Annotated in this window: 22 protein-coding genes and 2 pseudogenes; 8 read left to right on the top strand and 16 right to left on the bottom strand. The window is 68.7% G+C overall.

Annotated features, from left to right (window positions below; all coding sequences use genetic code 11):
• The 12 genes from ACSHXC_RS37735 to ACSHXC_RS37680 form a co-directional block, all read right to left on the bottom strand.
• A complete protein-coding gene (locus tag ACSHXC_RS37735) occupies positions 1-501 on the bottom strand; it encodes a hypothetical protein (RefSeq protein ID WP_438295838.1) in 501 nt (166 codons plus the stop codon).
• 29 nt (positions 502-530) lie between these two features.
• Positions 531-1,763, bottom strand: a complete 1,233-nt coding sequence (locus ACSHXC_RS37730; RefSeq protein ID WP_438295837.1) for an ATP-grasp domain-containing protein — start codon at positions 1,761-1,763, stop codon at positions 531-533.
• Positions 1,760-2,728: an EamA family transporter gene (locus tag ACSHXC_RS37725; RefSeq protein ID WP_438295836.1), complete on the bottom strand. Its 969-nt coding sequence runs from the start codon at positions 2,726-2,728 to the stop codon at positions 1,760-1,762. Before ACSHXC_RS37725 ends, ACSHXC_RS37730 begins: the two co-directional genes overlap by 4 nt.
• Positions 2,725-4,095, bottom strand: coding sequence for a TrpB-like pyridoxal phosphate-dependent enzyme (locus tag ACSHXC_RS37720; protein WP_438295835.1), 1,371 nt, complete (start codon positions 4,093-4,095; stop codon positions 2,725-2,727). Before ACSHXC_RS37720 ends, ACSHXC_RS37725 begins: the two co-directional genes overlap by 4 nt.
• Before the next feature lie 25 nt (positions 4,096-4,120).
• Entirely contained in the window at positions 4,121-4,807 is a 687-nt protein-coding gene (locus ACSHXC_RS37715; RefSeq protein WP_438295834.1) for a transglutaminase-like domain-containing protein, read from the bottom strand.
• Positions 4,808-4,813: 6 nt separating this feature from the next.
• A complete protein-coding gene (locus ACSHXC_RS37710) occupies positions 4,814-5,980 on the bottom strand; it encodes an acyl-CoA dehydrogenase family protein (protein WP_438295833.1) in 1,167 nt (388 codons plus the stop codon).
• Positions 5,981-5,988: 8 nt separating this feature from the next.
• Positions 5,989-6,366 (bottom strand): ectoine synthase, encoded by a 378-nt coding sequence (locus tag ACSHXC_RS37705; RefSeq protein WP_438295832.1) that lies wholly within the window; start codon positions 6,364-6,366, stop codon positions 5,989-5,991.
• A 25-nt stretch (positions 6,367-6,391) separates the two neighbouring features.
• Positions 6,392-6,652, bottom strand: coding sequence for an acyl carrier protein (locus ACSHXC_RS37700; protein ID WP_438295831.1), 261 nt, complete (start codon positions 6,650-6,652; stop codon positions 6,392-6,394).
• On the bottom strand, positions 6,649-8,082 hold the full coding sequence (locus ACSHXC_RS37695; protein WP_438295830.1) for an AMP-binding protein: 1,434 nt from the start codon (positions 8,080-8,082) through the stop codon (positions 6,649-6,651). Before ACSHXC_RS37695 ends, ACSHXC_RS37700 begins: the two co-directional genes overlap by 4 nt.
• Positions 8,079-9,500, bottom strand: coding sequence for an FAD-binding oxidoreductase (locus tag ACSHXC_RS37690; RefSeq protein ID WP_438295829.1), 1,422 nt, complete (start codon positions 9,498-9,500; stop codon positions 8,079-8,081). Before ACSHXC_RS37690 ends, ACSHXC_RS37695 begins: the two co-directional genes overlap by 4 nt.
• 1,177 nt (positions 9,501-10,677) lie before the next feature.
• On the bottom strand, positions 10,678-11,604 hold the full coding sequence (locus tag ACSHXC_RS37685) for an NmrA family NAD(P)-binding protein (RefSeq protein ID WP_438295828.1): 927 nt from the start codon (positions 11,602-11,604) through the stop codon (positions 10,678-10,680).
• Complete coding sequence (locus ACSHXC_RS37680) at positions 11,601-12,425, bottom strand: polysaccharide deacetylase family protein (RefSeq protein WP_438295827.1); 825 nt, start codon at positions 12,423-12,425, stop codon at positions 11,601-11,603. Before ACSHXC_RS37680 ends, ACSHXC_RS37685 begins: the two co-directional genes overlap by 4 nt.
• An 89-nt stretch (positions 12,426-12,514) precedes the next feature.
• Between ACSHXC_RS37680 and ACSHXC_RS37675 the strand changes: the two genes are divergently transcribed.
• From ACSHXC_RS37675 to ACSHXC_RS37650, 6 genes and pseudogenes are all read left to right on the top strand, one after another.
• Positions 12,515-12,865 (top strand): winged helix-turn-helix transcriptional regulator, encoded by a 351-nt coding sequence (locus ACSHXC_RS37675; protein WP_438295826.1) that lies wholly within the window; start codon positions 12,515-12,517, stop codon positions 12,863-12,865.
• 566 nt (positions 12,866-13,431) lie between these two features.
• The gene (locus tag ACSHXC_RS37670) at positions 13,432-13,827 is read left to right on the top strand and encodes a hypothetical protein (protein ID WP_438295825.1); all 396 of its coding nucleotides are present in this window, start codon (positions 13,432-13,434) and stop codon (positions 13,825-13,827) included.
• 41 nt (positions 13,828-13,868) lie between these two features.
• Positions 13,869-14,618, top strand: a complete 750-nt coding sequence (locus ACSHXC_RS37665; protein ID WP_438295824.1) for a transcriptional regulator — start codon at positions 13,869-13,871, stop codon at positions 14,616-14,618.
• Positions 14,619-14,659: 41 nt separating this feature from the next.
• Complete coding sequence (locus tag ACSHXC_RS37660; protein ID WP_438297058.1) at positions 14,660-15,049, top strand: roadblock/LC7 domain-containing protein; 390 nt, start codon at positions 14,660-14,662, stop codon at positions 15,047-15,049.
• Positions 15,050-15,123: 74 nt separating this feature from the next.
• Positions 15,124-15,498 carry a hypothetical protein gene (locus tag ACSHXC_RS37655; RefSeq protein WP_438295823.1) on the top strand — a complete coding sequence of 125 codons (375 nt, stop codon included), beginning with the start codon at positions 15,124-15,126 and terminating at the stop codon, positions 15,496-15,498.
• 469 nt (positions 15,499-15,967) lie between these two features.
• Positions 15,968-16,329 (top strand): annotated as a pseudogene (locus ACSHXC_RS37650) (LysR substrate-binding domain-containing protein); the annotation flags it as partial.
• Between the two features lie 65 nt (positions 16,330-16,394).
• On the opposite strand, the gene ACSHXC_RS37645 reads toward ACSHXC_RS37650, so the two are convergent.
• A complete protein-coding gene (locus ACSHXC_RS37645) occupies positions 16,395-17,156 on the bottom strand; it encodes a MerR family transcriptional regulator (RefSeq protein ID WP_438295822.1) in 762 nt (253 codons plus the stop codon).
• Between the two features lie 401 nt (positions 17,157-17,557).
• Between ACSHXC_RS37645 and ACSHXC_RS37640 the strand changes: the two genes are divergently transcribed.
• Positions 17,558-17,935, top strand: coding sequence for a hypothetical protein (locus ACSHXC_RS37640; protein ID WP_438295821.1), 378 nt, complete (start codon positions 17,558-17,560; stop codon positions 17,933-17,935).
• A 392-nt stretch (positions 17,936-18,327) separates the two neighbouring features.
• On the opposite strand, the gene ACSHXC_RS37635 is transcribed toward ACSHXC_RS37640, so the two are convergent.
• Positions 18,328-19,866: a serine/threonine-protein kinase gene (locus ACSHXC_RS37635; RefSeq protein WP_438295820.1), complete on the bottom strand. Its 1,539-nt coding sequence runs from the start codon at positions 19,864-19,866 to the stop codon at positions 18,328-18,330.
• 891 nt (positions 19,867-20,757) lie between these two features.
• Between ACSHXC_RS37635 and ACSHXC_RS37630 the strand changes: the two are divergent.
• Positions 20,758-20,853, top strand: a pseudogene (locus ACSHXC_RS37630) (AraC family transcriptional regulator); the annotation flags it as partial.
• A 454-nt stretch (positions 20,854-21,307) separates the two neighbouring features.
• Here the strand turns inward: ACSHXC_RS37630 and ACSHXC_RS37625 are convergent.
• Both ACSHXC_RS37625 and ACSHXC_RS37620 read right to left on the bottom strand, forming a co-directional pair.
• Entirely contained in the window at positions 21,308-22,531 is a 1,224-nt protein-coding gene (locus tag ACSHXC_RS37625) for a cytochrome P450 (RefSeq protein WP_438295819.1), read from the bottom strand.
• A gap of 166 nt (positions 22,532-22,697) precedes the next feature.
• Complete coding sequence (locus ACSHXC_RS37620; protein ID WP_438295818.1) at positions 22,698-23,909, bottom strand: cytochrome P450; 1,212 nt, start codon at positions 23,907-23,909, stop codon at positions 22,698-22,700.
• Positions 23,910-24,014 lie beyond the last annotated feature (105 nt).

Genomic DNA, 24,014 nt, shown 5'->3' with positions numbered 1-24,014 from the left:
TCAGACCAGGATGCCCGTGCACTTGTCGTCGATGTAGGCCTGCTTGGCGGCCTCATCGCGGGGGGAGCTCAGGAAACGCGACCATGCGCGGCGTTCGTGGGCCGTGCAGTCCAGCTCGAAGATGTTCTGGGTCGGCTTGAGCGCGCCCTCCTTCGGCGGATACGGGTGGAAGCCGTTGTCGTCACGGCCGTAGAGCGTCTGCCACATCTCGTTGGTGTTGCGCCAGGCGACCACGAGCAGGAAGTAGCCCTCGCCGTCGAGGTGCAGCATGGCGTAGCCCAGCTCGTCGCGGAACTCCAGGCGGCCGGCTTCGACCTCGGTCGACAGGAATTTCCGTGCCTGCTCCCGGATCTCGTCGGGCGTTTCGCGGCCCGCGAGGTAGATGTCGTACCACTTCAGGTGGGCGCCGGGCAGGGCGAGGTCGTCCGCCGGGACGATCGACTTCTCGGTGTGGACGTAGTCGGACGGAATGTCGGCAAGCCGGGCGATTGTCTCAGTCATCTTCAGCAATCCCATCTCGGTGCGGTGGTTCAGTGGTTCGGTTGGTAGAGGCCGGTGCGTTCCAGCTCACGCACCCGCTCGTAGTCGGCTTCGAGCCGGTCCGGTTGGTCGTTGCTGAGGTACATGTAGCCGGGGGAGGTGGCGAGGTCGACGGTCCGCTCGATCCGCTTGCCCGTCGGCTGGGTGACGACGAGTTCGAGGAACGACTCCAGCGAGCGCACCGGTTCCCAGCCCGCCTCGTCGGGGATCACGCCGTCACGCGGCACGATCAGGTTCATGAACCTCACGTGGTTGAGGAGCTGGTAGGTCGGCAGCCTGCCCGCTGTGACCTCCTCGGGCCGGGCGATGGCGAGGGCCAGCAGGTCGACCTGATTCGTGCCGATGGAGCGCGTGACGAGGTCCGGCAGGTGCGCGCCGCCGAGCCGGGCGCCGCACTCGACCAGGACCGGGCCGTGCGCGGTCTGCATGATCTCGGTGTGGGCGGCGCCGTTGCGGATCTCCAAGGCGTCGAGCACGCCGAGCGCGTACTCGCCGACCTGCTTGGCGTCCGGGTCGTTGAACGGCACCGGGTGCTCGTTGCTGACCATGGAGCGGTTGCTGTCGATGCGGTGCTTGCGGTAGCGCCAGATCTCGACGATGTGGTGCTTGCCCTCCCGGCTGACGGTGTTGACGAAGTACTCGTCGCCGTCGAGGAAACCCTGGGCGAGCGCGGTCTCGTTGGCCCTGCCGTACCGGTCGGTGGCTGCGCGGATACTCGCGTGCGCGGCTCTGATGTCCTTGGAGTCGTGGCAGAAGTGCACGTTGTCCATGCCCGCGCTCGCGACCGGCTTCAGCACGACGGGCCACTGACCGCGGGTCTCGGCCCAGGCGACGACGTCGTCGGCGGCCGGCGAGGCGAAGCTGTCCGCCACGGCGAGACCGGCCCGTTCGGCGGCCCGCACCATGCGGTGCTTGTCGCGACGAGCCTGCGGATCACTCGACCCGTTGCCCGGCGTGCCGATCGCGGCGGACAGCGCGTCGGCCAGCAGTACGCCCGACTCCATCGCGGCCACCACGAACCCGACGCCGAGCTCACGCAGCCGGGCGGCGGTGGCCTCCAGGTCACCGGAGTGCTGGATGTCGGTCTCGAAGTCGGCCGGCTCGTAGCTCAGGTGCACGTCGGGGAACTGGGAGCGGACGTGCAGCGGCTCGACGCCGTATCGGCGCAGCGCGGCGGGCAGGAACCGGCCGATGCCGTACGCGTCGACGATGGCGCATTTCATGAGCTGATCCTTGCTTCCTCGGTGGATTCGGACACGGCCTTCGCATCGTGCTTCGCCCGTGCCACTGTGCTGATGGCGACCAGCGACACGATGCCGATGACGCCGACGAACGTGAGCACTGACCAGGTGAGCCGGTGGTCGGTCAGCTGCAGGAAGAACGCGAACAGCGGCGAGAGCGTGAGCAGCACGGACGCGGTGATCGGCTCGGTGTGCTTGATGCCGACCTGGAGCAGGTAGAGCGGCACCGCGACGCCGATCACCGCGATGACCAGGGACGGTACGAACGCCGCCGTGATACCGCGCCGGTCGTCGAAGGCCACCAGCGCCCAGGCCGCCACGATCATCAGGAAGAACCGCAGCGCCAGCACCGACTGCGGCTTCAGTTTCGCCTCGCTCAGCCGCTTCGAGTAGATCACGTTGGTCGCCGAGCCGAGCCCGGTGATCAGCGTGAGCGCGATACCGATCGCGGTGTCGGTCATGGAGCGTTCACCGACCGCGCTTCGGCCGGTGAACGAGCCCCACACCAGCATCGCGATCATCACGCCGATGATGAGCGAGATGATGATCTCGGTGCGCAGCACCGTCGTCCCAGGACGCAGCACCGGACTCACCAGCACGGTCAGCAACGGTCCCAGAGCGAGCCCGACCACGTTGACGACCGCTGGTTCCAGGAATCTCAAGGCGTACAGCATCGACAGCCACGTCACGGCGGTCGTCACGTTGATCATGATCACGTCGTAGCGGTTGTCGCGGATCGGCCGCAGCGTGGCCGCCACACCTTGTCGGATCATGCCGCCGCCGAGGAAGAACACGGTGGCGAGCGTGAACGAGATCGCCGCGACCGTCGCCGGGCTGTGTGCCTGGAGCTGGTTGCCCGCGAAGACGTCGAGGGCTGCGGTGAGGAACGCGAAGCTCGTCAGGGGCAGGAGCCCCTGGCTCAGCCGCGTCCTGGGCAGGTCGGTCATCGAAGGGTGGCCGCCTCGGGGATGCTCGCGGCAGCCCGGATCAGCTCCTTCTCGTCGACGATCTCGTCGTCGAGCTGGCCCGCGAAGTACTTGTCGTACGCGGTCAGGTCGAAGTGGCCGTGGCCCGACAGGCCGAAGAGGATCGCGCGCGACTGCCCCTCCTCACGGCACCGGTTCGCCTCGTCGATGGCCGCGCGGATCGCGTGGGTCGATTCCGGCGCGGGCAGGATGCCCTCGGTCCGGGCGAACTGCACGCCCGCCTCGAAGCAGCCGAGCTGGCCGACCGCGATCGGGTCGATCAGGTGCTCCTCGACGGCGCGGCTGATCAGCGGGCCGATGCCGTGCGCACGCAGACCGCCCGCGTGCACCGCGGGCGGCACGAAGGTGTGGCCGAGGGTGTGCATGCGGAACAGCGGGCCGAGCCGGCCGGTGTCGCTGTAGTCGTAGGCGATGGCGCCCTTCGTGAGGGTGGGGCACGCGGCGGGCTCGACCGCGATCACCCGTACCTTGCGGCCGCCGCGCAACTGCTCGCCGAGGAACGGGAACGACAGGCCCGCGAGGTTGCTGCCGCCGCCGGAGCATCCGATCACGATGTCCGGGTAGTCGTCGGCCATGTCCATCTGCAGCAGCGCTTCCTGGCCGATCACTGTCTGGTGCGCCAGTACGTGGTTGGCCGCGCTGCCCAGTGTGTAGCCCAGCGTCGGGTCCTGCGCCGCCACCTCCAGCGCCTCGGAGGTGGCTATGCCGAGGCTGCCCGGTGAGTCGGGGTCGTCCGCGAGGATCGCGCGGCCGGCCGCGGTCTCGATGCTCGGGCTGGGGATGCAGACGGCGCCGAAGGACTCCATCAACGCGCGGCGGTACGGCTTCTGTTCAAAGCTGACCTTGACCATGAAGACCTTGGCGGTCATGCCGAAGAACGAGGCGCTCAGCGCGGCCGCGCTGCCCCACTGGCCCGCGCCGGTCTCCGTGACCAGTCCGGTCTTGCCCGCGAGCTTGTTGTAGTAGGCCTGCGGGATGCCGGTGTTCGGCTTGTGACTGCCGGTCGGTGCGACGCCCTCGTACTTGTAGTAGATGCGGGCGGGGGTGTCGAGCGCGCGCTCCAGTCGGCGGGCCCGGAAGAGCGGCGACGGCCGCCAGTGCGCGTAGAGCTGGCGGACCGGCTCGGGGATCTCGAACTCCCGCTCGGTGCTGGTCTCCTGGTCGACGAGCTGCTCGGGCATCACATGCAGCAACTCGTCGCGGGTCAGCGGCTGTCCGGTCTTCGGGTTGAGCGCAGCGGGCTGGGTGGTTCCCGGCAGGTCGGCGGCTATGTTGTACCAGGTCGCCGGGAGATCCTTCTCGTCGAGCTGGTACTTGATCTTGTCCACGTTCGTCCTTACTTGCTCGCGTGTGCTATGCGGTGGGGTTGGGGCCGGCTTCGTCCGCGAGTGAACCCGCGGCGGTCGTGCTGGAGCTGGCGAAGAGCAGCGGGTGCGCCTGCCGGATGCCGCCGACGACCTGCTCGTACGGCACGTCGTCGAAGTCGCCGTGCATCTGCAGGAACTCCATGTGCCTGCGGCCGAGATCGTCGTAGGGGTGGTACAGGCTGTCCGACCGGCCGTCGAAGGTAAGCGGCGCGATCTTGTACAGCCGGCACAGCAGCTTGTTGAAGACCGGGGTGGCCTTCACCCACTTCCCGTCCAGGTGTACGGAGGTGAGGCTGTGGTAGCGGAAGACGTCGCCGCCGACGAGCTCACGCAGCCGTGGGGAGGCGAGGTGGTTGCGTACGTCGCCGTAGACGAGCCGGCTCGGGATCCCGACGGAGCGGACGGCGGCCGCGTACACGATCGACTTGTGGACGCAGAAGCCGAATCCGGCCTCGATGATCGAGCTCGCCCTGAGCCCGGACCGTGAGAGGTCGGCGCCGTAGACTTCGTAGCGGATGTCGTCGCGCACCGCGTAATAGAGCGCGATCGCCTTGTCGATGTCGGTCTTCGCGTCGGTTGCCGACAGTGTCTTGTCGACGAACGCCCGCACGGTCGGTGACTCGTGGTCGAGGTACTCGGTGGGGCGTGTGAGCCGGTGCAGATCAGAATCCATTGCTGCTCATACCCTTTTCGGTGTGGCGGCGCGGTGCAGACCCATGAGGGTTGATATCCGTTGCTTCTGGATCTCCGTGGTGCCTGAATAGATGGTGCCGGCGACGGCGTTGCGCAGTTCCTTCTCCAGGCCGTACTCGGCGGTGTAGCCGTATCCGCCGAAGATCTGGATCGCCGACAGTGCCGACCGCACGTTGGCTTCGCTGGTCACGAGTTTGGTGATCGCGAGGTCGGTTGCGATGTTCTGGTTCGAGGAGAGCTTCTCGGCGGTGTCGTAGAGCCACTTGCGCGACGTCTCGACGTCGACCTTCATCTCCACGATGCGGTTCGCCGTCGACTGGTAGGAGCCGATGTGCGCTCCGAACTGGGTGCGGGTGCGGGCGTACTCGACACAGCGCTCCAGGCGGTGCTGCATCTCACCGAGGTTGATGGTGAAGCCGCAGAGGATCTCCCACTTCATCACGTGGTCGAGTACCAGGAATCCGGCGCCGACCGAACCGATGACGTTGGCTTTCGGTACGCGGACGTCGTCGAGGAAGAGCTCGCACAGCGGTGACGTCCGCAGACCCATCTTCTCGATCGGCTGGCCGGTGGTGATTCCCGGAGTGTCACGCTCGACCAGGAACGCGGTGATTCCCGCCGGGTTCTCGGGCTTGCCGGTACGGGCGTAGACCACGATCAGGTCGGCGATGGGGCCGTTGCTGACGAATGCCTTCGTGCCGTTCAGCACGAAGGTGTCGCCGTCGGCAACCGCGGTCGTGCGCATGCGCATGATGTCCGAGCCGCCTTCGGGCTCGGTGATGGCATGTGCGCCGATCGCCGTTCCGGCACAGATCCCGGGCAGGTACCTGGACTTCAGTTCGGCACGGCCGAACCGTTGCAGCGGGACGCCCGCGCTCACGATGTGTGTCGAGGCGGAGAAGCTCAGCCCGCCGTCGCGGCAGCTCTCACCGAGTGCCTCCAGGACGTGCATCGTGGTGAGGAGGTCCTGCCCGAGCCCGCCGAAATCCTCACCGAACGGCAGGCCGAAGAGCCCAGCCTCCGCAAGCCGCTTCCACCCGTCCTCGGAGAACGTGCCGGTGTGGTCGCGTGCGATGTGCTCGGCGCCGAGCGCGGGGCCGATCGCGAGGATCGCCTCCCGCAGCTCGCGCTGGTGGTCGTTCGCCTGCGGCAAGGTCCGTCCTAGTACTCGGAGAATTCATCGGCGTCGAGTTCGTGCGTTTCGTTGCCGTGCAACGGCGGGTTGAAGATGCTGATCAGGTCGAGGTCGGTGTCCGGCGCGGCAATCAAGAAGTGCGCGTCGTGCTCGTTCAGCGCGTACAGCACCCCCGGCGTGATCTCGTGTGTGACGGCGCCGTCGGCCGTGACGACCGATCCGCGGCCCGCGATGCAGTAACACGCCTCCAGGTGGTTGCGGTACTGCAGACGTGACTTCGTGCCCGCCCGCACGACGGTGTGGCATACCGTGAAGCCCATGCCGTCGGCTTCGAGCAGGAAACGGTGGCTTGTCCCGTTGCCCCACTCGACGACCTTGACTTCGCCTCTCTTCTTGACGATCATTTCGCTTCCTCCAAGAAGTCAGTTGTCACTTTCCGGTTGTTCGCTCGACGAATTCACTGATCGTGTCGATCGTCCGGAAGGAATCCGGGGAGAGCTCCACGTCGTCGATCGGGATCTGGAAACGCTGCCCTACCCACGTGATCAACACGAGCAGGTCCAGGCTGCTGACCACGCCGTTGTCGAGCAGGTCGTAGGAGGTCTCCAGCTCTTCGCGCGGTGTTCCTGGCAGGTACTCCGCGAGGATGTGTGCCTTGACGGCTTCGGTGATGCTTTCGGTGGTGGTCATGCCTCTCCTGCCAGCAGCTCTTCTCTGATCAGCTTCCGGTCGACCTTGCCGGTCGAGGTGAGCGGCAGCGGGCTGTCGACGAGCTGGAAGGCCGACGGGATCGCGGCCCTCACCAGCCGTTGCGCGCAGTGCTGCCGCAGCCCCAGCCCGGCCAGCCGGTCGGACCGGCGCCGGACGACTGCGTGCAACCGCTGTCCCGCCTGGGGATCCGGTATCGCCACGACGCCGACCTCGGCGACCTCCGGGTGTTCGGCGATGACGCGCTCGACGTCCTCGATACTGACCCGCACCCCGCGCACCTTGACCTGGAAGTCGGTCCGGCCGACGAGCCTCAGTACGCCGTCCTCGGCGCGCGAGACCAGGTCACCGGAGCGGAAGTACGTCGCGTCGTCGGGTCCGGTGACGAACCGCCCGCCGTCCTCGTGCAGATAGCCTCGCGTCTGGAACGGCGTGGCCACCCACAGCTCGCCGGTGCCTGGGCCGGTCAGCTCGCCGTCGTCGGTCATGAGCCGCGCGCGGACGCCAGGCAGCGGTCTGCCCAGCGGCAACACCTCGTCCGTGGCGGCCTCGTGCCCGTCGAAGGAGTGGATGAAGCTGTCGTTGGTCTCCGTGCAGCCGTAGATGTTGTGGAACCGCGCGCCGGGAAACACCTTGGGCAGCTCGGCGCGCAGCGGGCGAGAGGTGTGGTCCCCGGTCAGTACGACGTGCCGCACGCCGGGGAACTGGGCGCCCGATGACCGCACGGCGTCTGCGACGACCCGGAAGAACATCGGGACGGCCTGCACCACGTGCTGATCGGCTTCGAGCAGCTCGACGAGATGGCGCGGGTTCACCGCGTGGTCGGTCTCGACCAGCGTCACCCTGCCGCCGGCCCGCAGTGTCGCCCAGACGTCGAGCAGGCACAGGTCGAAGTTGAGCGGCGCGTAGTTGAGCACGTGCGTGCCCGGCCCGATCCCGAACGTCTCGGCGGCCCAGCTCATGAACCGGTCGGTGGATCCGGCCGAGACCGGCACGATCTTCGGCTTTCCCGTCGACCCGGAGGTTGTGAGCAGGAACCGTACGTCGCCGCTCGGTCGGGCGGGCGACCCCGTCTTCCGTACCTCGATCCCGGTCGCGGTGGCCGTCGCCACATGCTCGCAGCCCGCCCGCTCGACCAGCTCGGCCAGCGCCGTACGGCCGAGGTCCGGTGAGGGCAGCAGCACGGCGCGGCGGGCAAGGCCGCAGGCGAGTACGAACGCGACCGTCTCGGGCGACTTGGCAGCCACGACCGCGAGCGGGCCGTCGCCGGGATGCCCGGCGAGGTGGTCATGGGCGTGCTGGACGAGGCCGGCGAGCTCCGCGTAGGTCACGTCGGAACCTCGCCACCGCAGGGCCGGGGCCCGCGGTTGGGTGGCCGCGAGCGCCAGCACGTCCTCGGCCAGCCCCGTCACGTGGCGTTCCCGTTGGCGGCCGGTGCTACGGCACGGGTGCCACGGAAGAAGTTCTGCGGATCGTAGTGCTGCTTGACTCGCGCCAGCCGGGCGTAAATTTCCTTGCCGTAAGTCTCGACGGAATCACCCGGATTGTCTTCGAGGGAGATGTAGTTGACGTATCCGCCGGGGTGTTCCCATTCCCGCAACGCAACCACGGTCTGCCGCGCCCAAGCGATTCCGGGACCGTCGAGTTCCGCGTCGTCCCACGATCCGTACGCGCTCACCATGAACGGTGCCTGGCGCTGCGGAAAGGCGGAGTCGTCCGCACTGCCGCGTGAAATCTCGCCGAGCAGGAATTCGATGTCGATCGATCCGGTGCTCGACGGATTGGCGGCGGCCGCCGCGACCAGCCGGTCGATGGCTTCGTCGTCCAATTCGGATACGTATCCCGACTTGGTGTAGTAACGGCGTCCGTCGGGCGCACTCTCGTCACACATCGCCTGGAGTTCCAGGTAGGTCATCACCGTCTCGGTGGTGGCGCCTTCCGGCATCGCGGCGAAAAGTGCCTCGGATTCAGCCCGGCTCGCTTCGTCATCCGCCGAGCACACGGAAAGGAAGTCAAGGACCGGACGGCTACGCAGATCCTCGGGAAGCGAATCCGTCGGCCTTGCGTGGCGCAGTCCGCCGAGCAGATGGAAGTCATCGGAAAGGGTGGCGGTGAATTTCCGGTAGATCCGCAGTGCCGTGGCGGCATTGTCGCCCGCATACAGACCGGTACGCACGAGCACCCGGTCGGCGGGACGCAGACGCAGCCGGAACCTGGTCACGATGCCGAAGTTCCCGCCACCGCCACGCAGGGCCCACAACAGGTCCTGGTGCTGTTCCTCGGACGCCTCGACCACCGAGCCGTCGGCGAGCACCACTTCGGCGCCGATGATGTGATCACAGGTCAGACCCCATTTACGGGCCCGCCAGCCGTAGCCGCCGCCGAGCGCGAGCCCGCTGAGGCCGGTATAGGAGAAGACGCCGGCGGGGCAGGCCAGGCCATGTGCGGTGGTGGCGATGTCGACGTCGCGCAGCAGGCACCCGCCGTCCGCCTCGCCTATCCGGTTCTCGACGTCGATACGCACCTCGCGCATCAGCGACAGGTCGATCACCACACCGCCGTCGACCACGGAGGTGCCTGCGACATTGTGTCCGCCGCAGCGCACGGATATCGGAAGTCCGGTTCGGTGAGTAAATCGGACGGCCGCACTGACATCGGACGTCGAACGGCACCGCGCGATCAGCGCGGGCCTGCGGTCGATCATTCCGTTCCAGATACGGCGGGATTCGTCGAACTCAGCGTCCCGGGGCGAGATCAGTTCGCCTGAGAAATTTGCGCGCAGCTCCTTCAGATCAGAAGGATCGAGCGGTGAGTAATCGGCGGTTGACAAGCTCAACGAAGTTTCTCACGTTTCTGTGTGCGGCGTTGGCAGTGATCGAGGAACTCGCCGGAGAGTTTGGCATTCACTGCTTGAGCTGATCCACTTATCGCGAGTGCGGCAGCCAGTGCAAAAGCTGCCACGGCAGCCTTGACTGGCGGTTTTCAAGCCGCTCTGCTTTCGAGCACAAAAGAATGCAGCCATCGGAAATAATATCCCGTTGACTTGTCTTTACAAATGGAGGGCGAAGGAAAGCGGAGGCGCACAGTCGCTTAATTATCTCTGACACAACATGGCGGAGAAAGGACCACAGCCGCATCCGTGCGGCACTGCGAGCATGGTCACACTCCTCAGTCCAACCGATCAAATTTGCGAGCTGGCGATAAGGAGGTTAATCGAGTGCCTCAGCGGCAGCAAGGTACGTCATCCGGAACTTCTCATTCCGGTGGCTGAATCGAGGTGGGTCAGCCCGGATCACCCGGATTACCTCAGCGGATCATCATCTTCGCTGATGGGACGGTACATCCGGCAGCGAGCACGAGGCGGCCGCTGGTCCGCCCAGCTCTTCCGCATGCCCGCCAGCTCTGGGGCGGACGTGACGCGAAGGCTCATCGGCCCGCATGTCGACATGACTGAATCTGGTCGGTTGGAGCGGGGCCGCACGGCCCCGAAGAGGGCATCAACGGCATCGCGCCATGGCTGTCGTTCGGGACCGTGGCCGGTATTCGGCAAGTGCGCCAGGGGGGACTACCGGGCTGAACGGGACAGTCGGCCAAGCACCTTGATGAAGTGGTCGCCGACGAGGCGATCGCCGCCAGGCCCGTAACGCCGCGTGATCCGGCGGCGGGGCCCGCGTGGTTCAGCTGAGCCGCGGCGGACAGCGCGTGCCGGCGATCGCGGACACACACTGGGCTTCTTCCAACTGGGCGGTGGTGACCGCGAGTTGGACACGTCTGCACAACGATGAAGCTGATGGCTGACGGGTTGTCGAGCAGGATCAACCGTGTGCGCCATGAGCTTTGTGTGCCTGTCTACCCTTCGTCGCTCGCCCTGTCCAGCCGCACGGTGGTGCACCTGCGGTGCGTTGGCACCCACGGCCGGCTCGCCGCCGGTTCGATATAAGGTCAACGGCCCTTGCGTGACGATCCTTGTCGTATGTGCTCGCGTTGGGACCTGGCGTGGTGGGTGGTCATCCTGTCCATCCGGTGTGGTGCAGCCAGTCCTCGAAGGTCATCAGGTCGGGGTGCAGGCGGCGCAGGAGGCTGATGTCCCGGTCCCGGGCGTAGAGATCACGGTCGGCGAAGAACTGGAACATCGCCGCGTAGTCGTGGCCGAAGTCGGGGACTGCGGCGCGCAGTTCGTCGTACGGCATCGGGATGTAGGTGCTGGGGGTGCCCGTGACCTGGGTGAAAGTGGCGGCGATCTCGTTGCCGGTGAGGCTGTCGCCGATCACGGCGAGGTCGCGGGCGCCCCAGGACTGCCAGTTGTCGAACATGTGGCAGGTGAACCAGGCGATGTCGTCGAGGGCGACAAGCGGGTAGTGGGCGGCGCCGAGGGGGAGTTTGAAGGTCAGGCCGCCCCGGTCGTCCGGTCGGGGGGTGAGCCGGTCCCGCAGGTTCTCGAAGTAAGGGGCCGTGGTCAGTACCGAGACGTGGCTGGTGTACCAGCCGTCGGTCTCCTTGCGGAGCATTTCCTCCGACCGCATCAGGTCGATCTGGGCGGCGACGGCGGCTTTGCTGTCGAAGTGCGGGACGGGGTGGCCGGTCAGGGACACCGCGCTGTCCAACGAGGACCAGATGAAACGCTCCACGCCGGTCCGCTCCGCGGCGGCCAGCCAGCGCAGCCCTTGCCGGTATTCGCCCACGGCGCTCCCCGTCGCGAAGAAGTCGGTGTTGGCGAACACGCGGTCGGCCTGTCCGGTCAGGTCCTCCAGGTCCGCCTGGTCGGAGCGGACCAGTTGCACGCGGTCGGGCGCGACGGCGGCGAGTTCGGTGGCGTGGGCGGACTCCGGGTGGCGGGTGGGGACGGTGATGGTGGCGTCGGTGGTGGCCAGCAGGTGTCGGACCACGTGACGGCCCATGGCTCCGGTGCCTCCGACGACGAGGATGTGGGTCATGGGGTTCTTCCCTGGTGCGTCAGGATGTGTTCGGCCACCTGGGCGTGGGTGGCGACCCAGACGTCGCCGGACTCACGGATGTGGTCGAGGATCTGGCCGACCATGCCCCCGAGGAGCGGCCGGCCTGCGACGTGGGCGTGGACGGTCAGGCGGAAGACGCCCGGGCCGGGGGCGGCGAGCAGCTGGTCCAGCAGCTCACGGTGCAGGTCGCGGTAGGCGTACGGGCCGGCCGCGGCGTCACGGACGTCGGAGTGGTCGCTGTGCATGAGGGAGACCAGAGGACCGTGAGTGGTGGACAGGACCTGAGGGAGGTCGCGGTCGCTGTGGTCGCCGGTCCAGCGGTAGCCGGCCTCGGCGAGCAGGTCGGACGTGTGCCTCGAACCGGTGGCGCGTGGGCTCATCCAGCCCGTCGGGCGAACGCCGGTGACACGTCGAAGGATGTCGGTGCAGCGACGGACATTGGTCCGCTCGGCGTTGACATCGAGCAGCGCGGGCACCACGTCCTGGGCCCAGGAGTGCGCGGCGATCTCGTGACCCGCCTCGTGCACGGCCAGGACGGTCTCGGGGTGCCGCTCGGCCACCAGTCCGTTGACGCCGACAGTGGCGGGCAGGTCACCGAGGACGTCGAGCAGCCGCCAAATGCCGGTGGTGACACCATAGTTGGCCCAGGAGGTGCTGTGCGTGTCGTCGATGCCGGACAGCGGCCACGCCGCGGCCATCGGCGCGTAGGCGGGCCAGTGCCCTGGTGACCAAAGCTCCAACGCGACGGTGACCAGCGCGACGACCTTCCGCCCGCCCGGCCAGTCGGTTACTGCTCTCATGCGGTTCCCCTTTCCCGGCAGCTTCCGCCGTGGACGCTAGTGAGGCGGTAGGTACCTGGAGGTTCCTGGCAGCGGGCTACCGTCGGGGTATGCGTGAGTACTCCGGCAGCGTCTTCCTCGCCGACTGCCCGGCTCGGCTGGCAGTCGAGATCATCGCCGACAAGTGGGCCGTGGTCGTGCTGTTCGCGTTGAGCCGGGGTACGTGCAGACACGGCGAGCTGGTCGACCTGATCGGTGGAATCTCGCGGAAAGTGCTGACCCAGACGCTGCGGCGGTTGCAGGGGTACGGCCTGGTCGACCGCCACGCCGAGGCCGGGAAGGTCGAGTACGTGCTGACCGACTTGGGCCGGACGCTGGTGAAGCCGATCGCCGTGCTGACCGAATGGGCTCACGAGCACGGCGCGGCCGTGATGGGATTCCAAGAGCGCACAACGGACTGAGCCCACTCGGCCTCCCCCTCACGCGCTGTCCGGTTCGTAGGCGGCTCCGACCATCAGCGCCTGCTTGCAGAGAGGACAGATCCCCTGCCGCCGGACCGCCAGGAGAAGGCTTGTCCATCGGCGGTGACACCTCAGCGAACACCGGAAGTTGACGGCACCTGTGTGTCCTCTGTGATCCGTGGGGTGGGACGATCTCCCGTCCGGGGAGGGGCAGGTCGAACGGATTCGGGGACCGAGTGGGCCCGACGGAGTGGCAGGGGAATGAAGGGCACATCGGACGTGCCGGCCGCATCGGTTCGTACACGGTCGAGCGCAAGCTTGGCGAGGGCGGCCCAGCCCGACCTCTCCTGAGGGACCGGGGTGACTGCCTGAAAGGAGCCGTGGACGGTCGGCGGAGCTGCTCCGGCGTGATGTACGCGCGGATCGTATCCATCCACGGCATGTCCCACGGGAAAATGCCAGAACCTCCTCCTTCTCACTACACCGGGCGTAACTTCTCCGTCACTGCGGCACCGGAGTAGCGCCGCGGCGCCTGCCCCGAGTGACCCCAGGGAGGGGAGTTCCGCGTGCCCGGAATCGACGAGTGCCTGCTGGAGACGATGCGGCTGCCCGGCGCGCTCGGAGCGGCACTCGTCGACTGGACCAGCGGGCTCGCGCTCGGAACCATCGGCGATTCGCCGGGCGGGGACCACGAAGCGGCCGCAGCGGAAACCGCCGAGTTCGCCAGGAGCGCCGCCGAACACCCCGTGTTCATACCTGGTACCGCGGACACCTCTGGCGGGCTGCTGCCGCTGGAGGACGTCTTCGTCGCCACGCACGAGGGCTACCATCTCCTGCGCTTCGTCAGAACGGCCCACGACAGCAGCGTCTTCCTGTACCTCTGGCTCGACACCGAGCTGGGCAACCTCGCGCTGGCCCGGCTGCGACTGCGTGAACTGGCCGAACGGCTGGTCCTGGCGTGAACCGGACCACGGAGTCCGCCGACGGCCGACATCTCTCACCCATGCTCCGTCGGCTGGTGGCCGAGCACGCGACCGGCGCGCTGCTGCGCGACAGCGGCACGCTCTACCTCATCGACGGGCAGGTGGTCCACGCGGAGAGTCCGTCCGCTCCCGGCATCGGCGTGCTCCTGACGGTGGGCGGCCGACTGCACCCCGAGAGCTGGCAATGGGCCGTCGACCAGGCGGGACCCACCGGCGAGGTGGGACGCTTCCTCGTGGACAGCGGCCAGGTTCCGGGCGGCGAACTCGAACTGTGCCATCTGGGCGCGCTGTTCGACGCGGCGTTCTTCGCCCTCTCCCCCGGCAGCGGCCCCACCCGCTTCCGCTACGGAGTGGCGCACTGGATCGGCCCGGTGGTTGCTGTCCCGGCGCACTCGGTGGCCCGGGAGGCCGCACGTCGCCGGGAACTGCTGCGTCGGCTCTGGCCGCATCCGGAGGTCGACACCGCCCCCGTGGTCCGCGCCCGGAACTCGTCCCCGGCACCGGTCACAGGCCGCCAGCGGCCGCTGCTCGCCCTGGCCGACGGCGTCCGCACCCCTCAGGACATGGCCCGCCTGCTCGGCCGACCGGCCTTCCACACCCTGGTCGACGTCCGCCGGCTGGCGGCCGGCGGCGCGATCGAGACACCCCTGGCGACCATTCCTCGCGAGGGAATGCCCGTCCCAATGGCGCGGGCATCGGCCGAAGCGGAAACCGCGGCGGACGTCGTTCTGTTGCGCCGACTGCGTGACGGCCTGGAGGCCGCGCTGTGATCCGCGCCCGGAGGCAGCGCGCCGAGAGGAGACAACAGATGATGGCAGCCGAGGCCGAGGTGCTCACCGAGCTGCGCAGGCTGCGGCTCCAACTGCCCCAGCTTCGCGGGGCGTTGGCGGCCAGCGTCGACGGGCTGGTGCTCGCCCAGGACTCGACGCACGAGGCCGAGCCGCTCGCCGCACTCACCGCAGCGGCCCTCGGCGTCGCCCGGCGTCTCACCGACACAGCAGGACAGGGCGCCTTCCACGAACTCCTCCTGCGCGGCGACCAGGGCTACGTCGCCACTTATGCGGCGGGCTCGTCCGCCGTGCTCACCCTCCTCGCCCAGCCCCGCATCAACGTGGGTCGGCTGCATCTCGAAGCCCGCCGGGCGAGCGCCCGGATCGGCGACCTGGTCGACGACAGCCTCGGCCGACTGGAGACCCCATGACTCCCACTCGTCCCCGTGCCGACCGGCCCGGGAACACCTCGAACGGCAGACAGCGGAAAGGAAGCACGAATCCCATGGCCAACACGGAAGCCGCGCTCAAGGAAGCGATGTCCACGATCGAAGGGACCATCGGCGTGGCGCTCGTCGACTACAGCAGCGGCATGGCCCTCGGCACCCTGGGCGGCAGCAAGGACCTCGACCTCTCGGTGGCCGCCGCCGGCAACACCGATGTGGTGCGCGCCAAGGTCCGCACCATGGAACTGCTCGGGCTCAAGGACGAGATCGAGGACATCCTGATCACCCTGGGCTCCCAGTACCACCTGATCCGGCTCCTGACGGGACGTAACCACACCGGACTCTTCCTCTACCTGGCCCTCGACAAGACCCGGGCCAACCTCGCCATGGCCCGTCACCAGCTGAAGAAGATCGAGGCAGAACTGGAGGTGTGAACCGCGCCCCCGGACGGTCCGGCCGTCTCCGGCCCACGCCGGGGCGCCCCGGGTCGAATGACCACGGTGGGCCTCCCGAGTGGACCACCGAGCCGCAGGGGGTAGCGGCACCCGTCGGCCGGTTCCGGGGCACTCTCGCCCTGACGGCCCCGCCCCAGTGGGCGGGGCCGTGATGCTTCCGGCCGACGGTGGTCCACCCCGCTTCCCCCCAGAGGCACAATCTCCCTGTGCTCCCACCAATGCACGCGCCCGGAGGTCGGGCATGATTGAGCGACAGACAGTGATGCAAAAGTCCAGCCGCCCCCGTGCATCCTCATGGGCCACTGGCTGTCTCCTGCTGGCTGCTGCGGCGAGTTGCAGCGGCCCGTTGTCGCTGGGCGGGTGGCCCCTGGCTGGCTGGTGGGCTCGGCGCTGGTGTTCATCTCGGTGCCGCTCACGCCGATTCGGGTTGTGCTGCGCGGTGCTCGCGTCGCTCACCCGGGCGCCGTTCGACGAGACCGCCCTGACGGTGCGTGCGCTGCAAAGCGATCCGGTCGGCATGGTCCTGCGCGCCGACGATCCGCTGGCCCGCGGCGACCGGCTGCGGCCGGCTGAACTGAGCGACTGCCGCTGATTCCGGTTTCCGCAGGGCACCGCCCCCTTCTGGCAGTCGTACTGGAATGGGAGCAGGCCGCGCGAGGGGCCAGTGGTGCGCGCCGTCCAGGAATGCCTGCAAGCCGTGTTGTGGAACGGCACGGTCGGCCTGGCCCGTTCGGACACGACCTGCCCGCGGAGTTGGCCATGGTCCCGCTGATCGACATGGCGCCGAGCCGAGTAGTGGCGGTGCGGAACCTGCAAGTGGCCCGCCCCGGCGGGGCCGCCGCTCCCCCGTGGCGGCGGCCCCGTCCCCGTCCGGCTCAGCGCAGCCGAGTTGCGGCGTACGCCTCGATGGCGGCCCGCTGGTACAGGGCCAGGCCCGGCGCGATCGACTCGTACACCGCGTACCAGTGCTCGTTCTCCACGCAGCAGCGTCCGATCGCGCAATATTCCTCGGCGGTGGCCGGCCGGCTCCGGGCCAGCGTCCGGTACTGGGTGTCGATCTCCGCCTGCACCGCGTCGGCGTCGGCGGGCAGACCGGCGGCCAGCAGCTCCGCCAGCCGGATCATCTGCGCCGTGCGCTCACGCTCCTCGGCCTCGACCTCGGCCTCGCTCAACGCCGAAGCACGCCGCTCGACGGCCCCGGCCAACTCCGGGAAACCACGCAGGACCTTCATACACTGGGCAGACCGGATGCCCTCGAACAGATTCTCCGGCCGACTGATACTGATCACGTCTCTCCCGCCCTTCCTGGACTGCTCCAGTTCGGCGATCGTGCGGGCAACGGTGCCAACCAGAGCATCCAGCCGGTCGCGCTCGGCAAGCAGCCGACGGTAATGGCCCCGCAGCGCCTCCAGCTCGTCGACCTGCGCGGCCAGGATCCGGCCGATCTCGGGCAATCCCAGGCCCAGCGCCCGCAGCACGAGAACCTGCTGCAGCCGCAGCAGTTGGCCCTCCTCGTAGTAACGGTGGCCGTTGGCACCGATCCAGGCCGGCAGCAGCAGGCCGATCTCGTCGTAGTGCCGCAGCGTCCGGACCGTCACACCCGACATCCGGGCGACCTCCGCGATCGGCCAGGCCATCGCCGCCTCCCCCACACACGCTTCACCGGGCCGGAATCTCCGGCCCCGCTCAGCACGGTAAAGGCTTCCGCTGCGGCAGCCTCAAGCCCCAGCACTCAACTTCCTACGCACCGGTCGGCGGCCGCACGGACAGCGATCACGATCGGCCCGCTGCACAACTCTTCCTTTTCTCGCTTTTCTCGTGAACAGAGCCACCGAAGCCGTCGACGGACTGCCGCCCGGGCACTTGAGCGCGCCGCGACAGCAAACGCGCGGACCCGGGCTCTGTCCTGAAACGGGGCACGTCTCACGGCCGACAGATGCCTTCCCGTCTCGGCTCTGCCCGCAGGACCCTGGGTGCGCACTCTCACTCACACCGTTGAGCGTCCTGGCGAGGGAGGATCATGAAAAGGTCCCGGTTCGTGACACTGCTGGCAGGCCTCGGGGTCGTGGTCAGCTGCGCGGTCCTCACCCAGTCGGCATCCGCAGGCGCCGCACCGCCGCCCGCTCCCAAACAGCCCACTTTGGTGAGCAAGAGATCCTTCAGCGCAGCGTCGCTGTCGCAGACCAACTGCTGGACCGGGGTGAACGACGGACAAGTCCTCACCTGGTACGGCGCCCCGGTCACCCCCTCACAGGCCGTTGTGGCATCCGCTTCTGAAGGCGTCATGTACGGGGAGGGCGTCGGCGATGCACACATCTACTCGGAGAACGTGACCGTGGTGAACAGCGCGATCCTCGTCCGGGTACACACCGGCTGGGGCGCCCCGCTCAGCGTCTGCATCCACTACGTCGGCTAGCCACCGGCAACCTCACTCGCGGGCGGCCGGCATGCAGCCGACCACCGGACCACGGCTGCGTGAACAGCCACTAGCTGAAGATCGCCGCCAGCACGGACAACGCCACAAGGATGGCCAGCGCTTCCCAGCGGGCCGCGCGGCGCAGCGTGTCCAGCGACGAGGCACTGCCGGACGACCGTTCGGCTGCCAAGCGGCGGAATCGTCGGACGAGTGGTGGGAGGAGTGGTGGACCGTGTGGTGGGACGTCCCACCACACGCCCGGGGATCCCCTTGCCCGCCACGGCCAGTTCCTGACAGCAGTCGATGGCGGAGACGAAGGTGGCGAAGGTGTGTGCCGTCTTGTCCCTCGGGGTTGCCGTCATCGCCGACGTCGACGGGCAGTTCCTTCCACGTCAGGCGTTGTTGTTGCTCAGATGGACTCCGTTGGCGGCGGTGTCGAAGACCTGGCGGTACTGCTGCCATTGTGCGTCCGGCGCGGAAAGGTAGATCACGTACTGGGTGCCGTCGGCGTCGGCGAAAGACACCTCCGCCGCGCGGTATTTCCGTGCCCTGCCGTTGAAGGTGAACTCCCAGTACCCTGCAGGCCGTCCTCGGAAGGTGGTTGGGACCATCCTCACCCGTTCATAGCCGGGGTTGTCGCGACGAGTCTGGGCCTCCTCCGTCTGACGCCAGTGCTGCAGAGGATCGGTTCCCGCGAACCGGACGACGTTGATCCTCAGGCCCACCAGGCCGGACGGGTCCAGGTAGGCGACTTCACCACCGGCGAGCGTCTTGCTGGTCCAGCCGTCCCGTACGGGAACGGAGAAGCGACTGTCCGCCTTTTCGAGGTGATAACCGGCTGGCAGCGGCGGCAGGGCGGGGCTGGCACTCGGAGACAGAGTGGAGGCAGCGGTCCGGGGTGCGTCGGTACTCGGCCCATCGGCACCGCCCTTGAGCCACCACAGTGAACCGCCGGCCACGCAGGCGGCGAGGGCCACTGCCGAAACCGTCCACACCGCCGTACGACGGCGGTTGCCGCTGCCCTTTCGTCCGGCTCGTCCGGGAGGTTCGGCGTCGCCGGCACGGTCCGACCGCGCGAGGGTATCGACGGGAGCCGTTCGCGTACCGGTCACATCGCCCAGGAGGCGTTCCACCGCGAGCACGTCCATACGCTGTTCCGGCTCTTTGACGAGCAGGCCCTCAATCACCGCGGTCAGGTTCCCGGCACTGCGCAGGGGCTCGTGCGGTTCGGCGGCGATGGCGTACGCGATCTCGATCGGGGTGGCGCGGTGGAACGGGTGCCGCCCCTCGACGGCCCGGTACAGCGTCGCCCCCAGGGCCCACAGGTCACTGGCGGGACCGGGCTCGGCGCTCCTGAGGCGTTCGGGCGCCAGATAGCGGATGGAGCCGATCAGCTCGCCGGACTTGGTCAGCGAGGACGTTCCCGACTCGATGGCGATCCCGAAATCGGTGAGGACGATCCGCCCGTCGTCTCCCAGCAGAACGTTGGCGGGTTTGACGTCCCGGTGCAGGACCCCGACATCGTGGGCGGCATGCAGAGCGGCGGCCACGGCCCGGCCGATCCGGGCGGCTTCATCGGCTGGCAGCGCACCCCGACGCTCCAGGACATCGCTTAGCGTGAGCGAAGGTATGTACTCCATGACGATGCACGGCAGACCCTCGTCGTCGACCACGTCGTGCACCACGATCACATTGGGGTGGGTGATCCGGGCGGCGCTGCGGGCCTCGCGGCGGGTGCGCTCGTGCAGCGTGTGGACCTCGTCGTCGTGCAGGTGCGGCGGAATGCGCAGCTTCTTCACAGCGACGTGGCGGCCGAGCAGCTTGTCCTCGGCGCGCCACACGGTGCCCATGCCGCCACTGCCCACGCGCTCCACGAGCAGGTACCGGTCGGCGACGAGCCGCCCAAGATCGGACACCGCGGTCGTCTCCATCTCTGCTTCCCGTTCGCGAACGGTCAAGGTCGAACAGGCACGATAACCCATCCGGCTGAACGGGCACGGCTGCCGTTCGACGGGCCCGCGTGCCCTCACGGCTCGCCGACCGCGTTGGCGGAGCCGGCCCGGCGGAGACCTCCGGCTCCCTCTGCGGCGCCGTCCGGCCCCAGGCGGCGCCGCAGGGTCGAGATAAGCCGGGCCTGCTCTGAAGGGCATTCCCGCACGGCCAGTCCCGCACCCGAGCGTGGCATCCAGCTCTCTCCGCACACGGGAACAGGGCCCGGCCCGGCACACGACGAAATGGCTTCCCGTTCGGTCATGCGTCGCTACAGGTCACGCCACGTATCTGTACTCCACCCCGTGCGGCGACGCGACAGCGGCGCAGTATTTCGGCCCCAGCGACGTCCTGTGCTCCAGAGCCTGGGCGCAGCGCCGCGGGCAGTGAGGGCCGAGCGGAGCCGTCAGGCCAGTTCGACATAGCCCGGCCAAGGGCACCGCCCAGTGCTCTGCTTGTAGTCGTACGCCGAGAATGTTCCGTCGCCGTGCTGGTACCAGCAGGGTGGCTTCCGGTCCTTCCTGAGAGTCACCGAGTACGGAGATCCGCCGCCCCTGGCGACATCACCCGGCCTGGGGTGGTGCCCCATCGGATAGGAGGGGATCTGCAGATCACCGTCGAGTGCGACAGCAGCGGGAACGAACCCCGCAGCGGCAACCGCCGCCAGGGCCGTGGCAACAACGAGACGACGCATGAAAGCTCCTGGTTCGGCGTACACGGGACGACTCCCACCAAACCCGACCACCAGGACACGTGCGGGCCTGCAGCCCCCGAGCGGCCCAACCCATTCACCCGCCAACGCTCCCGGCCCGTCAGGTGTAGGACGGCAGGTGAGCCGGGGCTGGGTCAGGGTCGAGGATCCGGCGGCCGAGGTCGGGTGGAGCCGCCGGCGCCTGTGGTCCCGGTTCCGGTCGCAGATCGGCCTGCCGTACGAGGGCGTGGATGCCGTCCACACGAAGGGCACCTCGCCTTGCCGCTCGGCGGGTCCCTGGGCACCGTGCCGCCCGGCAACGGCCTGGTCGCGACCGGGGCGAACGGCGTCGTCGGCTACGTCCACGCCGCGCCCCGCGACAAGCCGCACGAGCAGCAGGCGCGGGCGGGCGTCCTGGGACCGGCACCACCGCCCTGCCCGGTGTCTTCGGACGAGGAGCCGCCGGGGTGGTCGGCTATTCGTCCGGGGCGGCGCGGGATGCCTCCTGGGAGGCCGCGGATCCCTCAGCAGCGCTCGGGCAGCCACCGGCATCGGGGTACCAGGCAAGGGTGACGACGGCGGTGTGCACGGAGAGCGCTGAGCACCCCGTCCGCGTCGATCCCGTCCCACGCCGACCGGCGGCTCGGGGGCAAGCTCTCGGATATCCGCAGGACAACCGTCGGAATCGCTGCCTACCGCAGGGTGAGGCGGCCTTGGAAGTTCTCCGGGACCGGGGCGAAGCGGAGGGCCATCGTGACGGCAGCCGGGTCGGCGACCGTCAGGCGGTAGCGCGTGCACAACAGGTGGCACAGCGCCATGAGTTGAACCGTCGCGATGTCGGCGCCGATGCACCTCTTGGGTGCCCAGCCGAACGGGACGTAGCAGGTGCGGTCCGCCGGGCCGTGCGGCGCGCCGGGCAGGAACCGGTCGGGGTCGAAGACGTCGGGCTGTTTCCAGACCCGCTCGTCGCGGTGGATCATGTGCGGGCTCAGCAGGTACCACTGGCCCGGCTCCAGTCGGGTGCTGCCCAGGTCGAAGGCGTACTTGGACCGCCGTACCAGCAGCAACGGCGGGCTCCACATGCGCAGCACCTCCTTGACGAAGCGGTGCGTCACCGGCGCCGCCCGCGTCGGCGCCGCGCGGAAGGCGGCCGGATCCACGCCCGCCAGTTCGGCGGTCAGCCGCTGCTGCCACTCGGGGTTGCGGACGAACTCGTACAACAGGCTCGCCGCGGCCGTCCCCGGTGGGCCTGCGATGGCGGTGAGGACGGCGGTCACCACGTCGAGCGCGCGGTCCATACCGAGGTCGGGCAGCAGGTCGACGAACGGGTCGGCCAGGTCCGGCTCACGATTCCGCTTGCCGCCGGCGCGCTCGCGCAGGACCCTGCGCACGACCAGGCCTGAGCGCACCTGGACGGCGTTGAAGCGAAGGAGATGCCCGATCCCGCCCGGTTCGGGCGAGACCAGACGCAGCAGTTTCAAGTGCAGGTCCAGGACCACGAGGTCTGCCTCGCGGGCGGTGAGGCCGGAGAGCGCGAGGGGCAGCAGGGAGCGTACGGCCATGTCCTGGGTGAGCATCACCAGGTCCGTGTCCTCGCCGAGTCGCGCATCGATGATCCGTTGCATGCGCTCGATCAGCCGGCCGTGGTGCTCCTCGGTGGCGAGCGCGTGGAGTTGGGTCATCCAGGCGGAACGGATCCGGCTCCAGTGGACCGGGGTGCTGGTGCGCTTGCGTACGACGTCGAGGAGGCGGTCGTGCATGACGAACCGGTGCCAGTTCGTGGCGCTGACGTGGCGGGCCGCCTCCGGCTCGAAGACGGCGAGGCGTTCGTCGTCGATCCAGAAGATGCCGTCCTCCTCGGCACTGCGCATCCGCATGAGGCGAAGGAAGTCGCCGGGGTGCTGCGGGGTGGTCATCGTGAGCATTCCCCTCGTGGGGCGCGGGGAGCCGACCGGGCGTCGGCTCCCCGCGCCGGGCCGGTCAGATGTGGTGGTACAGGTACCAGAAGTATTCGTACAGGCGTCGGATGTTGAGGGCCGACATGGTCTGGCGATACAGAGCACGCATGGTGGTTCACCTCCTTCAGGGGCGATCGGCGCGGGCGCTCAGCACCGCGGTGAAACGCGGCGGAGCGAGCGAGGGGCCCACGTGGGGACCGTCGCCGACAGGGTCGACCGAAAGGTGCCAGTCGCGAGTGATGACGTGGACGAGGTCTTCGAGCAGCCGCATGGCGACGGTCGCGCCCGCGCAGCTGTGCGGCCCATGCCCGAAAGGCAGGAAGGCGGGGTCGGCGGCGGGATCCGCCCAGCGTTCGGGGACGAACTCGTCGGGCCGCTCCCAGTGGGCGGGGTGCCGGTGCACCAGGTAGGTGCACACGGCGAGTTGGTCGCGCGGGGTCACCGTGGTCCCGCCCAGGTCGTGCACCCGGCTCGGCGTACGGCCGAACAGCCAGGCCACCGGCCACAGCCGCAGTGCCTCGCGAACCGTCCAACTCGGTTCCACAACAGGTGAGTTGGGATGCATGCCGGAGAGGTAGACCGACCAGCCGAGGGCGAAGCCGATGGACCCGGCGGTGGCGAACAGGAATGACAGGTAGACCTCGACGAGATCTCGGGGGTCGGCCGTGGGTCCGCTCCCCACGAGGACGGCGTCGAGCAGGTCGCGGGTTTCCGCCTGCTGTCCGGACGGCCGCACTCGGCGCAGTGCCGCTCGACGAGCGGTGATCTCGGCAAGGAGTGTCCGCTGCGCCCGGCGGCGGAAGATCAGCCGGGAGGGCGCCGAGTGCCGTGCCCGCGCGCCCGCGAGGACCGCGCGGGCCACGATCTCGCCGACAACGGCGTGCAGTTCGTCGGGCGCGTCCCGGCACAGCAGTACGTCGCGCAGGTGCTGGAAGACGAGCAGGTTCCCGGCGTCCGGCCAGGCACTCGTCGGTACGAGCCGGTCGGCGACCAGACGCGGCAGGTCGGGTCGTCGTAGGTCGAGGTGGCGGCGGAGCAGGGCACGGGCCGAGCGGGCGATCTGGACCTGCGCGTCGCGCGGTCCGAAGACGCCGCGGCGGGTCCGGTAGAAGTCCGAGGTCTCGGCCACGGTGGCGGCACGGTTGCCCAGCACGTCACGAGCGGCTTCCGGACCGGCCACGCACACCGCGCCCGACGCCGAGCGCCACACGTCGTGGACGCCGTCGAACTCTGCGGTCAGGAGGGTCAGAGGATCGGTGCGGCGCATGCGGGCGCCTGCAACGGGAGGCGTACAGGCACGCTCGCTGTCCCCGCGGGACGGTGTGGACGACTCCATGGTGCCCTCCTTCGTGGGTGTACGCAGATGTGCGGGCTGTACCGGCTGCCCGGCACGGGTCGGGGCCTCCTCCGCTCCAGACTGAAGGCCGCGCATGGGCCGGGA

This window comes from Streptomyces sp. HUAS TT7 (assembly GCF_051550175.1).
Classification (GTDB): Bacteria; Actinomycetota; Actinomycetes; order Streptomycetales; family Streptomycetaceae; genus Streptomyces.
Note: the sequence above shows the minus strand (reverse complement) of the source record. Positions and strands in the feature narration are given on the sequence as shown.

What these genes read in the sequence shown, in the direction of transcription:
- ACSHXC_RS37705 (WP_438295832.1), bottom strand. Translation starts at nt 6,366, where the DNA reads ATGATCGTCAAGAAGAGAGGCGAAGTCAAGGTCGTCGAGTGGGGCAAC.
- ACSHXC_RS37675 (WP_438295826.1), top strand. Translation starts at nt 12,515, where the DNA reads ATGCGTGAGTACTCCGGCAGCGTCTTCCTCGCCGACTGCCCGGCTCGG.
- ACSHXC_RS37680 (WP_438295827.1), bottom strand. Translation starts at nt 12,425, where the DNA reads ATGAGAGCAGTAACCGACTGGCCGGGCGGGCGGAAGGTCGTCGCGCTG.
- ACSHXC_RS37635 (WP_438295820.1), bottom strand. Translation starts at nt 19,866, where the DNA reads ATGGAGACGACCGCGGTGTCCGATCTTGGGCGGCTCGTCGCCGACCGG.
- ACSHXC_RS37620 (WP_438295818.1), bottom strand. Translation starts at nt 23,909, where the DNA reads ATGGAGTCGTCCACACCGTCCCGCGGGGACAGCGAGCGTGCCTGTACG.
- ACSHXC_RS37725 (WP_438295836.1), bottom strand. Translation starts at nt 2,728, where the DNA reads ATGACCGACCTGCCCAGGACGCGGCTGAGCCAGGGGCTCCTGCCCCTG.
- ACSHXC_RS37625 (WP_438295819.1), bottom strand. Translation starts at nt 22,531, where the DNA reads ATGACCACCCCGCAGCACCCCGGCGACTTCCTTCGCCTCATGCGGATG.
- ACSHXC_RS37665 (WP_438295824.1), top strand. Translation starts at nt 13,869, where the DNA reads ATGCTCCGTCGGCTGGTGGCCGAGCACGCGACCGGCGCGCTGCTGCGC.
- ACSHXC_RS37735 (WP_438295838.1), bottom strand. Translation starts at nt 501, where the DNA reads ATGACTGAGACAATCGCCCGGCTTGCCGACATTCCGTCCGACTACGTC.
- ACSHXC_RS37700 (WP_438295831.1), bottom strand. Translation starts at nt 6,652, where the DNA reads ATGACCACCACCGAAAGCATCACCGAAGCCGTCAAGGCACACATCCTC.
- ACSHXC_RS37685 (WP_438295828.1), bottom strand. Translation starts at nt 11,604, where the DNA reads ATGACCCACATCCTCGTCGTCGGAGGCACCGGAGCCATGGGCCGTCAC.
- ACSHXC_RS37715 (WP_438295834.1), bottom strand. Translation starts at nt 4,807, where the DNA reads ATGGATTCTGATCTGCACCGGCTCACACGCCCCACCGAGTACCTCGAC.
- ACSHXC_RS37730 (WP_438295837.1), bottom strand. Translation starts at nt 1,763, where the DNA reads ATGAAATGCGCCATCGTCGACGCGTACGGCATCGGCCGGTTCCTGCCC.
- ACSHXC_RS37655 (WP_438295823.1), top strand. Translation starts at nt 15,124, where the DNA reads ATGGCCAACACGGAAGCCGCGCTCAAGGAAGCGATGTCCACGATCGAA.
- ACSHXC_RS37645 (WP_438295822.1), bottom strand. Translation starts at nt 17,156, where the DNA reads ATGGCCTGGCCGATCGCGGAGGTCGCCCGGATGTCGGGTGTGACGGTC.
- ACSHXC_RS37660 (WP_438297058.1), top strand. Translation starts at nt 14,660, where the DNA reads ATGGCAGCCGAGGCCGAGGTGCTCACCGAGCTGCGCAGGCTGCGGCTC.